This window comes from Micromonospora marina, from assembly GCF_900091565.1.
GTDB classification, from domain to species: Bacteria; Actinomycetota; Actinomycetes; order Mycobacteriales; family Micromonosporaceae; genus Micromonospora; species Micromonospora marina.
The window spans coordinates 19170-34535 of the sequence record NZ_FMCV01000001.1; the positions used below are offsets into that span (position 1 = coordinate 19170).

General features: G+C 73.6%; 8 protein-coding genes. 1 reads left to right on the forward strand and 7 read right to left on the reverse strand.

Going from position 1 to position 15366, the window contains the following annotated elements; genetic code table 11:
* Window positions 1-21: 21 nt before the first annotated feature.
* Window positions 22-1575, forward strand: coding sequence for a GGDEF domain-containing protein (locus GA0070215_RS00105; protein ID WP_091040769.1), 1554 nt, complete (start codon window positions 22-24; stop codon window positions 1573-1575).
* A gap of 67 nt (window positions 1576-1642) precedes the next feature.
* On the opposite strand, the gene prfA is transcribed toward GA0070215_RS00105, so the two are convergent.
* The 7 genes from prfA to GA0070215_RS00140 all read right to left on the reverse strand — a co-directional run bounded on the left by prfA (window position 1643) and on the right by GA0070215_RS00140 (window position 15198).
* Window positions 1643-2731, reverse strand: a complete 1089-nt coding sequence (gene prfA / locus GA0070215_RS00110) for a peptide chain release factor 1 (protein ID WP_091040771.1) — start codon at window positions 2729-2731, stop codon at window positions 1643-1645.
* A gap of 88 nt (window positions 2732-2819) precedes the next feature.
* Window positions 2820-3044: a 50S ribosomal protein L31 gene (gene rpmE / locus GA0070215_RS00115; RefSeq protein ID WP_018784854.1), complete on the reverse strand. Its 225-nt coding sequence runs from the start codon at window positions 3042-3044 to the stop codon at window positions 2820-2822.
* A gap of 541 nt (window positions 3045-3585) precedes the next feature.
* Complete coding sequence (locus tag GA0070215_RS29445) at window positions 3586-7020, reverse strand: phosphodiester glycosidase family protein (RefSeq protein ID WP_091040774.1); 3435 nt, start codon at window positions 7018-7020, stop codon at window positions 3586-3588.
* A 141-nt stretch (window positions 7021-7161) separates the two neighbouring features.
* Window positions 7162-9243, reverse strand: coding sequence for a transcription termination factor Rho (gene rho / locus GA0070215_RS00125; RefSeq protein ID WP_091040776.1), 2082 nt, complete (start codon window positions 9241-9243; stop codon window positions 7162-7164).
* A 336-nt stretch (window positions 9244-9579) separates the two neighbouring features.
* Entirely contained in the window at window positions 9580-10482 is a 903-nt protein-coding gene (gene thrB / locus GA0070215_RS00130; RefSeq protein WP_018784850.1) for a homoserine kinase, read from the reverse strand.
* 64 nt (window positions 10483-10546) lie between these two features.
* Window positions 10547-11791, reverse strand: a complete 1245-nt coding sequence (locus GA0070215_RS00135) for an MFS transporter (RefSeq protein WP_018784849.1) — start codon at window positions 11789-11791, stop codon at window positions 10547-10549.
* A gap of 152 nt (window positions 11792-11943) precedes the next feature.
* The gene (locus GA0070215_RS00140) at window positions 11944-15198 is read right to left on the reverse strand and encodes an efflux RND transporter permease subunit (RefSeq protein ID WP_091040779.1); all 3255 of its coding nucleotides are present in this window, start codon (window positions 15196-15198) and stop codon (window positions 11944-11946) included.
* Window positions 15199-15366 lie beyond the last annotated feature (168 nt).

A 15366-nucleotide genomic window follows, 5' to 3' on the forward strand; every position in this document is an offset into this window, starting at 1 on the left:
CACACCGCAGGGAGGTCGCGAGTGGGCTGGCTCGACCAGGTCGAGGACCAGGTTGACGCTCTCCGACGCGCCCGGTCGCTCCAGGAGGCCAGCCGGTCCGCGGAGGCGTGCGCCCTGCTCGACCGTGTCATCCGCACCACCGACGACCCGTACGCCCGCGCCGACGCGCTCGTGCAACGCCTGTCCGCGCTGATCAATCTCGGCCGGACCGCCGAGTTCACCCGGGCCGTCGAGGACGCCTCCGCCGCCGTGCGCGACCTGACCGAGCCCTACCTGCACGGGCACCTCAACGCGCTGGCCGCGCTCGCCGCCCACCACCAGGGGGCGCTGGACAGGTGCGTGATGCACCTGGTCCGGGCCGCCCGCGCGCTCAGTGCCGACGACACCCCCGACCGGGACACCGCCTGGGGCTGGCACGACCTGGCGATGGCGTACTCGTACCTGAGCTTCCACGGCCACGCGCTCGGCGCGATCGAGCGGGCCCGGGAGGTCGGGCTCAGCGTCGGCATCCCCGAGGAGACGTTCGCCGCCCCCGGGATCCGGCTGCGCAACGCGGTCGCGCTCGACCACCACGGCGACAGCGACGGCTGCCTGCGGGTGCTGCGCGACGTCGCCGGTGACCTGGCCCGGTTCCTGCGGGGCGGGGGCGCCGGCAACCTGCGCCCGAGCAGCCTGGCCGCGTACGGCTACGCCGCCGCCCGGCGGGCCGCGCTCGGCGACCGGGTGGAGTCCGCCGGGGACGCCGACCCGAACCGGCTGCTCGGCCACGGCGGCGACAGCGCCCGTGCCCGCGACCTGCGCCAGCTCGGTCAGGTCTGCCTCGCGGTGGCCGCCGGCCGGCCGATCGAGGCGGTCACCCGGCTGGACTCGCTGCGGGTGTCCGACGAGACGCTCGGCGCGGCCGAGGCGCCCCGGCTGCGCAGCGTGGCGTTGGCGCGCGCCGGTGACCACGCGGGCGCGCACCGGGCCGACCGGCACGCGTTCCGGCTGGCGGCGCGGCGCAGCGACCGGCTGCGGGACGTCTACATCGACGGCATCGCCGCCCGGATCGACCACGAGGAGATGCGCCGCGAGGCGGCCCGGTACGAGGGCGAGGCGCTCACCGATCCGCTCACCGGCCTGCCCAACCGGCGCCGGTTGGAGCGCTACCTGGGGGCTGTGGTTTCCCGGGGTGAGCGGGTGGTGATCGGCGTCTGCGACCTCGACGGGTTCAAGGCGGTGAACACCCGTCACGGCCACCACTCCGGCGACCTCGTGCTGCAACGGGTCGCCGGGGTGATCAACCGGGTGATGCGGCGGGGCGACTTCGTGGCCCGCTACGGCGGCGACGAGTTCGTCGTGGTGCTGCCCGACACCGGCATGCCGGAGGCGGTCGAGGTGGCCCGCCGGATCGGGGCGGCCGTCCGCACCGAGGACTGGGAGTCCCTGGTGCCGGGCACTCCGGTCGGGGTGACGATCGGCTTCGCCGAGGTCGACGGCAGCACCACTGTGAGCGTGCGGGAGGCGCTGGGCGCCGCGTTCGAGCTGGCCGACCGGGAGATGCTGCGCGCCAAGGCGCGGTTGCGGGCGAGTTGAGGGGTAAGGAGGGGCCCCCTGTTAACGCCTCCGGTAGAGGAGGGGCCCCCTGTTAACACCTCAGCGGTCAGCGGCGGGACAGCTCGGTCTCGCCGGCCAGCCGGGCCGCGCGGTCCGCCTCGGCCAGCGCGTCGAGCACCCCGTCCAGCTCGCCGGCCAGCGCCAGGTCGAGGTTGTACGCGGTGTAACCGATGCGGTGGTCGGTGATCCGGTTCTGCGGGAAGTTGTAGGTGCGGATCCGCTCGGACCGGTCCACGGTACGGACCTGCGCCTTGCGGGCGTCCGACGCCGCCGCGTCCGCCTGCTCCTGGGCAGCGGCCAGCAGCCGGGCGCGCAGGATACGCATGGCCTGCTCCCGGTTCTGCAACTGCGACTTCTCGTTCTGGCAGGAGACCACGATGCCGGTCGGCACGTGGGTGATCCGTACCGCCGAGTCGGTGGTGTTGACCGACTGCCCACCGGGGCCGGACGAGCGGAACACGTCGATGCGCAGCTCGTTCGGGTCGATGGTGACGTCCACGTCCTCCGCCTCGGGCAGCACCAGCACACCGGCGGCGCTGGTGTGGATCCGGCCCTGCGACTCGGTGACCGGGACGCGCTGCACCCGGTGCACGCCGCCCTCCCACTTGAGCCGGGACCAGACGCCGTTGCCGCCCTCCGGCACGCCCTTGCTCTTGATCGCCAGCGAGACGTCCTTGACGCCGCCGAGATCGGAGTCCTGCGCGTCGATCACCTCGGTGACCCAGCCGTGCCGCTCGGCGTACCGGGTGTACATCCGCAGCAGGTCACCGGCGAACAGCGCCGACTCCTCGCCGCCCTCGCCGGCCTTGATCTCCACGATCACGTCCTTGGCGTCGTGCGGGTCGCGCGGGATGAGTAGCTCCGCGAGCCGCTCCTCCAGCGCCGGCAGGGAGTCGGCGATGGTGTCCGCCTCGGCGGCGAAGGACGCGTCCTCGGCGCCCAGCTCCCGGGCGGCGGCCAGGTCGGCGCGGGCCTGCTCCAGTTCACCGGCCGCCTTGTGCAGCGGGACCAGTTCGGCGTACCGACGACCGACCCGCCGGGCGGTGCCCTGGTCGGCGTGGATGGCCGGGTCGGCCAGCCGCCGCTCCAGCTCGGCGTACTCGTCGAGGAGGGCGGCCAGGCGCTCACTGCTCATGCTGCGGATGCTCCTTGGAGATGGAACCGGCACAAACGGACGAACGCCCGCGTCCGGCAGAAGCCGGACACGGGCGTCGTCGACGGAGCTACTTGGCCTTCTTGGCCTGAACCTTGGCGTACTTCTGCTGGAACTTCGCGACCCGGCCGGCGGTGTCCAGCACGCGCTGCTTACCGGTGTAGAACGGGTGGCAGGCGCTGCAGGTCTCGACGCTGATGGCGCCGCCCTTGGCGGTGCTGCGGGTCGCGAAGGTGTTACCGCAGGAGCAGCGGACCTCGGTGGTCACGTACTCCGGGTGGATGTTGGGCTTCATGTCGCCTCGGTCCTTTCGTCGGTGGTCGCCGGGTCGCCGTCGGTGCGCCCCGTCGTCACGACGGGCTCGGGCGTGAACCGGAACCGGTGGCCGATTGACCAGTCTGCCACGGGCGTCTTCCACCCGGCACAGGAGGTCCGCCACCCCCAACGCCGGCCCACCCGTCAGCATTCCCGCCCCCACCCCACCCACTCCCCACGCCCACCCCCTCCTTCGGCCCCGGCCCTGGAGCTGGCTCACGCTCGGCGCGATCATGAGGTGAGCGGTACGTTCTGCCCGACTGGGCGAAGGGTGTGCCCAGGTCGCGGGCGAGTGGAACGCAGTGGGTGCCATCGGGCCGTTTTCACACCCATGGCGCTCCACTCGGGCGGGGAGCCGGGAGGGCGATGACGCCGGGGACACCCGATGGGGCCGCTGGGGCGCTCGGGGCTGATGAGAGCTGGTCAGACTTACCGGACTGAGCCGGACGGCCCGCTGAGGTGACGGGCCCGCTGGGGTGGGCCGGGGCTCCTCCCCCAGGATGAGGAGCCCCGGCCCCGGATCAGGCCGCCGGAGCGAGGACCGCCGCGGCGGTGGTCACGGTCGCCTCGGCCTTGACGCCGTTCACGGTCACCGTGAGCAGGATCTGCACGCCGGGGCGCAACGCGGTGAGCTTGCCCGTGGCCGGGTCGAACCGGGCGGCGTGCCACGGTCGTACGCCCGCCAGACCGCCGATGTGCAGGTTCGGCGAGCCGGACCAGTCGGCGCTGACCGGTGCCGCCACCGGCACCTGCCGGCCGCTGGGCTGGGTCAGCGTGGCCGTGACGCCCGCCGGCGCTCCCCGGCGCACCTGCGCGGGCGCGGTCAGGGCGAGCCGGTCGACGTGGGCGTGCATCTCCGCGGCCACCCACTTCGGCCCCTCGGCCAGCGGGTCACGGCGGGCCCGCTCGGCCTCCCCCGGCGTCACCGGGTCCACGCCGAACTCGGTCCAGCCGGTGAACCCGCCGAGTGAGGCCGGCGTGGACGGGTCCTTGCCCGAGTTGCCGTTGATCACGTACGGCACGCCGTCCACCCGGTCGGCGTGGAACGTGCCGACGTGGCCGTTGACCATCAGCGCGCCCTTGCCGGTGCGGTGCTGGAAGTCCGCCAGCCACTGCTCGACCAGTGCCGCCTCCTTACGGTCGCCGAGCTGGCTGGCCCTGGCCGGGCTCGGGTCGCGCGGCGGGTGGTGGAAGAACACCGCCAACGAACCGACCGAGCGGTCGGCGGCGGCCTCGTCGAGCGTCCGGCGCAGCAGCTCCACCTGGTCGAACCCGCCTCCCCGCAGCGAGCCGGTGGCGGTGCTCAGCGTCAGGAACCGGGTGCCCCGGTGATCGAAGACGCGCGAGGTGTCCCCGAAGACGCTGCGGAAGTTGTCGATCGGCGCACCCATGATCTCGTGGTTGCCCGGCACGTAGTGGTACGGCACCTCGCCGCCCAGCTCCTCGTCCAGGAGGCGCTTGGCCAGCGCGAAGTCCGCCGGGTAGGCGGTGTCCACGAAGTCACCGTTGATGATCAAGAAGTCCGGCCGGGCGGCGCGGACCTCGCGCAGCGTACGGCGGGCCTGGGCGACCAGGTCGCTGTCCGGATCAGCGGCGACGAACTGGGCGTCGGAGAGCACCGCGAAGCGCCAGGGTGCCCCGTCCACTGTGCCGTCTCGCACCACCACCCGGTCGGTGCGGTTTGGCTCCGGCGGCGCCTGCACGTCCGGCGGCACCCGGGCCACCAGGTCGTCGATCACCACCTCGCTGCGGTACTGCTCCGCCGGGTCGGTCTCGGCCACGTAGAACCGGCGCACCCGCACCGGGTACTGCACGCCCGGCGGCACGGCGAACTCGACGTACTTCCAGCCGGTCCAGTCCAGGTACGGGCCGCGCAGCACGAACTGGGTGTCCTGCGCGTCGTGCAGGTGCAGGCTGGGCCACTCACCGGTGCCGTTCGCCTTGATCCACATACCGAACGCCTGCGGCTGGCCGGGCACGTCGATCCAGGCGGGCGGGTCGGCGTACGCGGCCCGGGTGCCGGTGGACTGGCTGAAGTCGTACGACATCCGCAGCCCGCCGCCGGTGCGCCCCTCGGCCGGGGCGACCGACCCGGAGGCGCGGGCCTGGCTGAACCGCCAGGACGCGGCGTCGTCGAATCCGGCCACCGGAACGTCGGTGAGCCCGACCGTCACCGGCAGGACCGTGCTGCGGTTGCCGACCCGCGCGGTGATCAGCGCCGAGCCGGTCGCGGCGAGCGCCTTGACGGACAGGTTGCCGTCGACGGTGGGGGTGACGGCGAGCAGGTCGCTGTCGTACTCCAGCTTCAGGTCGGCCGGCTCGATCGGCGCGGTGTTGCCCTCGGCGTCGTAGCCGACGACGCCGAACAGGCCGCTGTCACCGGCCCGGTCCAGGCCGACCCGGTCGACGGTGCCGTCGATACGCGCCAGCGGGCCGAGCACCGTCAGCTCGATGGTGCCCCGGGCCCGGCCGCGGGCGGCGGTGACCGTGCTGCGGCCGGGGACGACGGCCCGGAACACGCCGTCGCCGTCGACCCGGCCGTGGGTGGCGTGCCAGCGCGGCTCGCCGGCGGCCGGGCCGTACGTCTCGTCGTATCCGGCGGCGGTGAGCCGGCGGGTGAGGCCGGGGAAGACCCGGTCCGGCCGGCCGCCGCGCACCGGCGCGACACCGGGTGCGGCGGTCGGATCGCTGGCGGTCTCCAGCCAGTAGCCGGTGAGCCGGCCGCTGCCCTTCGGGGCGTAGACGGCGAGCCCGTTGGGCACCGGCCGCTCGCTGCCGTCGGAGGGGCTGTTCTCCACCTGGACCGTGGCCGCGCCCGGCTCCCGGGCGAGCAGCGTGGAGGAGCCGCCACCGTCGAGGTTGAGCGCGTTCGCGGCGCCCAGCTCGGCCATCATGCGGCCCATCTCGGTCTGCGTGACGCCCCGGCTGTCCACCTGCCGCCCGTCCACCGTCAGCATGATCATCTTGCGGCCGTCGGCGGAGAAGCCGACTGCCGTACGCGGAGCGAGCGACTGGTCGGCGATGCTCTGCACGACGCCGTCGCGGACCAGGACGTTGCCGCCGCCCACCGCGGCGCGCAGGTCACCGCCGTCGGAGGCCCGTGGCCGCCAGGTCAGGTCCACCGCGTCGCCGGGTCGCAGCGCGGCGAGCGCGTCGGCACCGGCCTCGCGGCCGAGCAGCACGGTGCTCCCGGCCGGGATCGGCCCCTCGCCCGCCGTGGTGGCGACGCTCGCCACCCGGCCGCCGGTCAGCGTCACCTCGACCGTCCGGGCCGCCCCCTCCACCGCCCGCTGCCGGGTGTACGACCCCCAGAGCGGCGTGAACACGCCCACGCCGTCGCGCTGCACCATGTTGTTGAACTGGGTGAGCGCCACCGGCCCGGCGGGCAGCGCCGCGGTGCCCTCGAAGCCGACCTGGACGATCCGGCCGATGCCCTGGGCGCTGATCCCGACGGCGTTGGGGTGCCCGGCGACCGGCGACTGCACCAGCTCGCCGGAGCGGACGCCGACGCCCTGGGCGGCGCCGGAGTTGTTGATGTCGAAGAAGTCGCCGTTCACCGCCGCGACGGCACGGGACCGGTCCACCGCGGCGCGCAGCGGCTCGTCCTTGGTGACCTCGCCGGAGTTCACGTAGTCCACTGTGAGCCCGCCGGCCAGGTCGGCGGTGAGGGCGTCGGCGCGCAGCCAGCCGGCCGCGTCGTACCTGTCGAAGGAGGTCAGGTCGAGGCCGGGCGCGACCGGCCGGGTGGTCTTGGCGGTTTCCAGGCCGCCGGCCGGTTCGACACCGGCGAGCGCGACGGCGGAGTCGGGGCGGGACGAGGCGCGTGGCGCGTCCTCGGCGGCGGTGGCGGCCGGCGGCGCTGCCGTGGCGGCGGACGGCGGCGGCCCGGTGAGGGTCAGCAACGGCGTCAGCAGCAGGACGCCGGCGAGCTGGGCGGGTCGACTGCGGGTTCGCATGGACGACAGTCAACCCGACGGTGAACAGAAGTTTCAATACCCACCGGCTTAACCGTAGAAAAACTTCACGGTCGCCGAACCGGTACGCGACGAGGGGCACGGCCGATACGGCCGCGCCCCTCGTTCGCCGGATCCGTCAGCTCACTCGCCCGGAGTGGACTTCGCGATCTGCATCAGGAACTCGATGTTGGTGCGGGACTGCTTGAGCCGGTCCAGCAGGAGGTCGAGCGCCGCCTGCGAGTCCAGCGAGTGCAGCACCTTGCGGAGCTTGTGGATGATCGCCAGCTCCTCCGGCGCGAGCAGGACCTCCTCCTTGCGGGTGCCGGAGGGGTTGATGTCGATCGCCGGGAAGACCCGCTTGTCGGCGATCTTCCGGTCCAGCTTCAGCTCGGCGTTACCCGTGCCCTTGAACTCCTCGAAGATGACCGTGTCCGCCATGGACCCGGTCTCCACCAGCGCGGTGGCGAGAATGGTAAGCGAGCCGCCGTTCTCGATGTTGCGCGCCGCACCGAGGAAGCGCTTGGGCGGGTAGAGCGCGGTGGAGTCGATACCACCCGACATGATCCGGCCGCTGGCCGGCGCCGCCAGGTTGTACGACCGCCCGAGCCGGGTCACCGAGTCGAGCAGCACGACCACGTCGTGCCCCAGCTCGACCAGGCGCTTCGCCCGCTCGATCGCCAGCTCGGCGACTGTGGTGTGGTCCTGCGGCGGACGGTCGAACGTGGCCGCGATGACCTCGCCCTTCACCGACCGCTGCATGTCGGTGACCTCTTCCGGCCGCTCGTCGACCAGCACCACCATCAGGTGGCACTCCGGGTTGTTGCGGGTGATCGCGTTCGCGATCGCCTGCAGCACCATCGTCTTACCGGCCTTCGGCGGCGACACGATGAGCGCCCGCTGGCCCTTGCCGATCGGCATGACCAGGTCGATCACCCGGGTGGTGAGGATGTGCGGCTCGGTCTCCAGCCGCAGGCGCTCCTGCGGGTAGAGCGGCGTGAGCTTGTAGAACTCCGGCCGGCGCTTCGCCTCGTCCGGCTCCATCCCGTTGATGGTGTCCAGCCGGACCAGCGGGTTGTACTTGTCGCGCCGCTGCTCGCCGTCCCGCGCGGCCCGCACGGCACCGGTGATCGCGTCACCCCGGCGCAGGCCGTACTTCTTGATCTGGGACATCGAGACGTACACGTCGTTCGGGCCGGCCAGGTAGCCGGTGGTCCGGACGAAGGCGTAGTTGTCGAGCACGTCGATGATGCCGGCCACCGGGACGAGCACGTCGTCCTCGCCGACCTGCGGCTCGCGGCCGCCACCGCCGTCGCCCTCGCCCCGCTCGCCGCGACCGCGACGACGGTCCCGGAACCGGCTGCGCCGGCCCCGCCGGCCGCCGCCCTCGTCGTCGTCGCCGTCGTTGTCCCGCTCGGCGCGCTGACCACGGTCGTTGCGGTCGTTGCGGTCGCCGCCCCGGTCGCCGCGCTCGTTCCGGTCGTTGCGCTCGGCGCGCTCGCCCCGCTCGTTGCGGTCACCCCGGTCGTTGCGCTCGCCCCGCTCGTTGCGGTCACCCCGGTCGTTGCGGTCACCCCGGTCGTTGCGGTCACCCCGGTCGGCGCGCTCACCGCGCTCGTTGCGCTCGCCCCGGTCACCACCACGGTCGGCCCGCTCGCCGCCGCGGTCGGCCCGGTCAGCGCCGCGCTCACGACCCCGGCCCTCGTTGCGCTCACCGCGCTCGGCCCGGTCGCCACGCTCGCCGGTCTCGGCGGGCGCCTCCTCGGCGCGCGTCGTCTCGGCCGGCCGCGCCTCGGTCGCCGGCGCCTCGGCCGGTCGCGCCTCGGTGGTCGTGGCGGCGGCCCGGCTGCGGCGACCGCGGGTGCGCCCCTCGGTCACCTCGGCGGCCGGCGCCTGCTCGGCGGGGCGTGCCTCGGCCCGCTCCTCACGGACCTCCGCGTGCACCTCCTCCCGGGCGGGAGCGGACGCAGCCGCCACCTCGGCTCGCGGTCGAGGGGTTCCGGCCGCGGCGCCGCCCTGCTGCCGCTCGGTGATGGCACTGATCAGCTCGCCCTTGCGCATGCGAGCGGTGCCCGAGATGCCGAGCGAAGCGGCCAGGCTCTGGAGCTCCGGCAGCAGCATCGCCGACAGACCGGTGCCGCTCCGCCGGCGGCGCGTGGGGGCGGCGGTGGTGGCATCGCCAGCGACGTTGGAAACATCCGACGTCATGTCGGTGGTGTCGCTCAATGGATTCCTTCCCTCGATAGGCCGGGGCTGCCCGGAGTCGTGGAACCAGGTGGCCGGGCGGCCTCGGTGCACCCGCCTCGCATGGACGCGTCGCGGGAGTCTGTGACACAGCAGCCGGTGGTTTCCCGACTCACCACCATCGGTGAGCAGGTCTCGCCGTCTGCGGCGACCTGTGGAAACTGCGGTGCGGCGTGGGCCTTGAGCAGGGGTGACGGGCTACCGCCGAGAGCTTCGGGGTGCGCCGAACCGCAGGAAGATCGCATGCTTCGCGGCTGTGCTAGGTCTAGAGCGTAATCGCCTCGTCCGACCTGCGGCAACAGGGCCCCGCTCGGCGTGTCAAACTCTACCCCGGATGACCCGGGCACCGCTGACATCTATCGGCAACTCCCACCGCCGCCAATCTGTTCCCGCCTGGAACCCCGCCGGAACCTCGGACAGGGCCAGCACGGTCGGACCCGCCCCACTGACCACAGCCGCCACATCCGCCACACGAAGCGCGGCGACGAGTGCCGCCGTGCCCGGCATCCCCGGGGCCCGCTGGTCCTGGTGCAGCCGGTCGACGGTGGCGGGCAGCAGCAGCGCGGGATCGGCCGTCAACGCGTGTACCAGCAGGGCCGCCCGGCCCGCGTTCGACGCCGCGTCGGCGTGCGGCACGGTGGCCGGCAACGCCGCCCGGGCCACCGAGGTCAGGCCCCGCTCGGCGGGCACGAAGACGGTCGGCCGCACGGCCGTCGCCACCGGCAGCGAAACCGCCCGCGCGCCGCCCGGCTCGGTCCAGGCGATCGTGAAGCCACCGAGCAGGCAGGGGGCGACATTGTCCGGGTGCCCCTCCAGCTCGGCCGCCAGTCGCAGCGCGGCGTCGTCGTCCATCCGCCGGTCGCCGTCGGCCACCAGCGCGCGGGCCGCCAGCACCCCGGCCACGATGGCCGCCGACGACGAGCCGAGCCCGCGGGCCTGCGGGATGCGGTTGACGCACTCCAGCGCCAGGCCGGCCGGCTGCGCGCCGAGCGCGTCGAAAGCGGCCCGCATCGCGGTGACGATCAGGTGCCGCTCGTCCGACGGCAGCTCCCCCGCGCCCTCGCCGGTGACCGACACCCGTACGCCGCCGTCCGTCACCTCGGCCGCGACGTCGTCGTGGCGGCCCAGGGCCAGCCCGAGCGCGTCGAAGCCGGGGCCCAGGTTGGCGCTGGTCGCGGGCACCCGGACCCGCACCGGGCCGGGGGTGAATGTGGTCGGCACCGGCTCATGCTAGGACGTCACCCCGACAGCCCGGCCGGACCGCCCGGAGCGTGGGACCGGCGCGTCAGCCGGCCCGCTCCGGGGCCGGCGCGTCGATCGGGTCGGTGAGCGAGAGCCGCCGGGTGGCGAACCGCCAGCCGATCGCGTACACGACGGTGACCAGGCCACATCCGGCCAGCACGGTGCGCTCGTCCACCCGGTCCACCACGAGCGCCACCACCAGCTGGCTCACCGCGATGGCGAGCGTCGCCAGCATCATGTCGGTGGCGAAGACCCGGCCGCGCAGCCGGTCCGGCACCTCGCCCTGCAACGCGTAGTTGGACAGCACCCAGTTGCTGCCGCCGCCCAGGTGGGCCAGGAACACCAGGACCAGCACCAGCGGGAACCAGGTCACCACCGAGGCGCCCAGATAGGCCAGGCCGTACATCGACATGGACAGCGCCAGGCCGGTGAGCAGCCAGGCCCGGTTGCTCAGCACCCGGCGCATCATGATCGGGCCGACCAGGGCGCCGGCACCGCGGGCGGCGAAGAGCAGTCCGGCGCCGACCGCGCCCACTCCGTACACCCCGGCGAGCAGCGGGAAGACGGTGAGCACGCCGTTGCCCAGCCCGACCGCCGACTTGACAGTGACCAACGCCAGCACGCGCGGGCGGTGGGCGATGTAGCGCAGTGCCTCGCGGATCGCCGCCCAGGTGCGCGGCACCGTCGCCGCCGGGTCGCGCGGCGCCTGCAGCGGCCGACGGATCAACGCGGCCAGGCCCGCGGCGGCGACCAGGCCGACGGCGGCCACCCAGAAACTGGCGTACGGGCCGGCGGCGGCGCTCAGGATCCCGCCGAGCGAGGCGCCGACCACTGTCATCGTGCCCCAGGCCGAGCCGGCCACCGCGTTACCGGCGGCCAGGTCCTCCGGGTCGACCACGTTCGGCAGCGCGGCCTGGGCGGCGGGCGAGTAGAACGCCTTCGCCACCGCCACCAGCGCGATCGCCGCCAGCGCCAGCCAGGCCGTGCCGGCGCTTCGCACGCCGAGCAGCAGCGACACCCCGGCCAGCGCACCCACGTTCGCCACCATCATCACCTTGCGGCGGTCGAACCGGTCGGCGACGGTCCCGGCGTACGGGAGCAGCAACGCGGTCGTGCCGGTGTCCACCGCCAGCACCAGCGCACCCCAGACGCCGCTGCCGGTCAGGTCGGGCAGCAGCACCAGCAGCGGCACCATGACGAACCAGTCCGCGCCGAAGACCACCAGCTCGGCGAGGAACAGATGGCGGAAGTCGCGGTTGCGGACGAGGACCGAGAGGGTGGGTGACACGCGGGCACCCTACCGGGCCGCCCCGGGCACGGCAGCGGCTCCGACCGTGTGGAGCACCACAGGGTCCGCTGGCGGGCGGGTGCCGTCGTCGAAGCTCGCTCTGTGCCGCGCGAGGCGGCGGGAGGGGCCCGCGCGGGGCCCCTCCCGGTCCGTCATTCGGTGGGCGGGAGCGGCGACTGGCGGCTCTTGGGCAGGCGCAGCACCTCGAACTGGTCGGTGCCGTCGACGAGCGCGCCGGACGGACGAGCGGGCGGCGGCGCGACCTCGGCCCGCTCCTCGGCCCGCTCCTCGGCCCGCTCCCCGCCGCCGCCGACCGCCACCGGCACCGGGTCCGGCTGCGGCTCGACCGGCTCGGGAGCGCCGCCCCGCCGCCGGTTCCGGAACGAGCCCTTGGTGTGCTCGACCATGGTGTAGAGCGTCGGCACCAGCACCAGCGTCAGCAGCGTCGAGCTGAGCAGGCCGCCGATCACCACGACCGCGAGCGGCTTGGAGATGAATCCGCCCTCACCGGTCAGGCCGAGCGCCATCGGCAGCAACGCGAAGATGGTGGCGACGGCGGTCATCAGGATCGGCCGCAGGCGGCGCCGGCCGCCCTCGACCACCGCCTCGGTCACGTCCATGCCCTGGGCCCGGTACTGGTTGATCAGGTCCAGCAGCACGATCGCGTTCGTCACCACGATGCCGACCAGCATGAGCACGCCGATCAACGCCGGCACGCCCAGCGGCGTACCGGTGACCAGCAGCAGCCCGATCGCGCCGGTCGCGGCGAACGGCACCGAGATCAGCAGGATCAGCGCCTGGGTCAGGCTGCGGAACGTCGCCACCATGATCAGGAAGACGATCGCGATGGCCGCCAGCACCGCCAGACCGAGGTCCGCGAACGCGTCCGCCTGGTCGGCGCTCACGCCGCCGATCACGTACGTGGCACCCGGCACGTCCAGCGCGTCCAGCCGCTTCTGCAGCTCCTGGGTGGTGGCGCCGAGGTTCGAGCCGGTCGCCGTGCCGGTGACCGAGACGCTGCGCTCCCCGTCGATCCGGGTCACCTGCTGCGGGCCGTCGACCTGCTCGACGTCCGCGATCGCGTCCAGCGGCACCGCGCCGACCCGCAGCGCCCGCAGCTCCTCGACGGTCAGCGGCGGACGGGCGCCGCTGCTCAGCACCACGTTCTGCGCCGTACCGTCGAGCGTCACCTGCCCGAGCGGCGCTCCCCGGTACGTCTGCGCGACGAGCTGCCCGACGGCCGCCTCGGTGAGACCCGCGCGGGCCGCGGCCACCCGGTCCACTGTGACCTCGACGCGCGGCACCTGGGTGGCCAGGCTGCTGGTGACGTCCTCCACGCCCGGCGTGCCGGACATCGCGCCCCGTACCGCCTCGGCCGCCCGGGTCAGCGTCTCCTGGTCGGCGGCCTGCACGACCACCTCGACCTGGTTGGCGGAGGCGTTCTGCCCGCCGCCGAACGTGACCTCGCCGACGTCCGCGCCGAGCGCGTCGAGCTCCTTCCGCAGGCCCTGCCGTACCGTCGCGGCGTCGGTGTCGTCGGAGAGCGACAGCGACCAGGTGGCCCGGTCGCTGCCGCCACCGGCGAACGGGTTGTCGCCGCCGCCGGCGCTGACCTGGTAGGTCTCCACCCCCGGCGTACGCCGCAGCACCTCCTCGACGCGCGCGGCGGCCCGGTCGGTGCCGGCGAGCGAGGTGCCGGGCGGCATCTCCTGCCGGATGGCGAGCGTGTCCTGGCCGGAGTCGTCCAGGAAGTTGGTCTCGAGCTTCTGCGCCAGGCCGAACGTGCCCAGCAGCACGAGCAGGCCGACACCCACTGTCGCCCAGCGGGTCTGCCGGGAGCGGGTGGCGAAGTCGATCACCGGTAGGTACGCCCGCTGCAACGGGTTGCGCAGTTCCTTCTCCTCGGCGGCCCGCCGGGCGGCGGCGTCGTCGGCACCGCCGCGCGGCCGCAGGAACCAGTACGCCAGCACCGGGATGACGGTCAGCGACACCAGCAGCGAGGCGAGCAGCGCCACCGTCACGGTGATCGCGAACGGGGCGAACAGCTGCCCGACGAAGCCGCCCACCAGAGCGATCGGCGCGAACACGGCGACCGTGGTGAGCGTGGACGCGGTCACCGCGCCGGCCACCTCACGGACCGCGGTGAGGATCGCGTCCCGCTTCGGTTCGCCGTACTCCAGATGACGTTTGATGTTCTCCAGCACCACGATGGAGTCGTCCACCACCCGCCCGACGGCGATGGTCAGCGCGCCGAGGGTGAGCAGGTTCAGCGAGTAGTCGCCGGACCAGAGCACGATCAGCGCGACCAGCACCGACAGCGGGATGGACACCGCGGTGACCACCGTCGAGCGCACCGACAGCAGGAACACCAGGATCACCACGACGGCCATGACCAGGCCCAGCAGGCCCTCGGTGGTCAGGCTCTCGATGGACTTCTCGACGAACGGGGCCTGGTCGAAGACCACTGTCAGCTCGGCCCCGGAGGCCGCCGACAGCTCGTCCAGCCGGTCCCGGATCTCGTGCGAGATGTCCACCGCGTTGCCGTCCGGAGCGGCGGTCACCGCGATGCCGAGGCTCGGCTTGCCGTTGGTCCGGGTGAACGAGGTGGCCGGGGCGAGCTGCTGCTCCACGGCGGCGACGTCGCCGAGGCGTACCGGGGCGGCGGGTGCCGTGGTCAGCACGATGCCGCGCAGGTCGTCGATCGTACGGATCGGCGTGCCCACCTGCACCGGCAGCGACCGGTCGCCGTCGGCGAGCGCGCCCGCCGGCACCGCCACGCCGTTGCTCTTGAGCGCCGACGCGATGGCGGTCGGCGCCACCTTGGCGGCGGCCAGCTTCACCGGGTCCGGCGTGATCGTCACGACCTGGTTCCGGGCACCGGTGACGTCCACCGAGCGGACCCCGTCCAGCGCCTCCAGCTCCGGCACGACGGCGCTGCGCAGCTTCTCCGCCAGCGCCCGCTCGTCGCCGTCACCGGTCGCGGCGACCACCACCGCGGGCAGGTCGTCGGTGCTACCGGCGATCACCTGCGGGTCGACGCCCTCGGGCAGCTGGGAGTCGATCCGGTTGAGCGCGGTCTCCATCTTGTTGACCACGTCGTCCAGGTCGGTGCCGAACTCGTACTGCACCTGGACCGTCGCCGAGCCCTCGCGCGAGGTCGAGGTGACCTCGTCCAGGCCCGGGATGCCTTTGAGGCTGTTCTCGATCGGCTCGGCGACCTGGGATTCCACGATCTCCGGCGCGGCGCCCGGGTACGTCGCCACGATGAACGCGGCGGGGAACTCCAGCGACGGCAGGAGCTGCTGCTTCAGCGACGGCACGGCGAACAGGCCGAACGCCGTGGTCACCAACGCGACGAGGGCGATCAGACCTCGGTTGGCGAGACTGAATCTGGCGAGCAGCGACATCGGCGTTATTCACTCCTGGAGAGGTGTCTGCGGGGGCGTCTTGAGTCTGCCGCACGCCCCGACACTCCCGGCATCCGCCCCAGCCGATCGCACCGCCGTGCTTCGAGGTCGCCCGTGCCCGCCTGAGCACACCACCCCGCTCTTGATCGACTCCGCTTCGCCGAAGTT

Bases quoted from the DNA above. Each gene is read 5' to 3' on its own strand.
- rpmE (WP_018784854.1), bottom strand. From the start codon at position 3,044: ATGAAGCCCAACATCCACCCGGAGTACGTGACCACCGAGGTCCGCTGC.
- prfA (WP_091040771.1), bottom strand. From the start codon at position 2,731: ATGAGCAGTGAGCGCCTGGCCGCCCTCCTCGACGAGTACGCCGAGCTG.
- GA0070215_RS00140 (WP_091040779.1), bottom strand. From the start codon at position 15,198: ATGTCGCTGCTCGCCAGATTCAGTCTCGCCAACCGAGGTCTGATCGCC.
- GA0070215_RS29445 (WP_091040774.1), bottom strand. From the start codon at position 7,020: ATGCGAACCCGCAGTCGACCCGCCCAGCTCGCCGGCGTCCTGCTGCTG.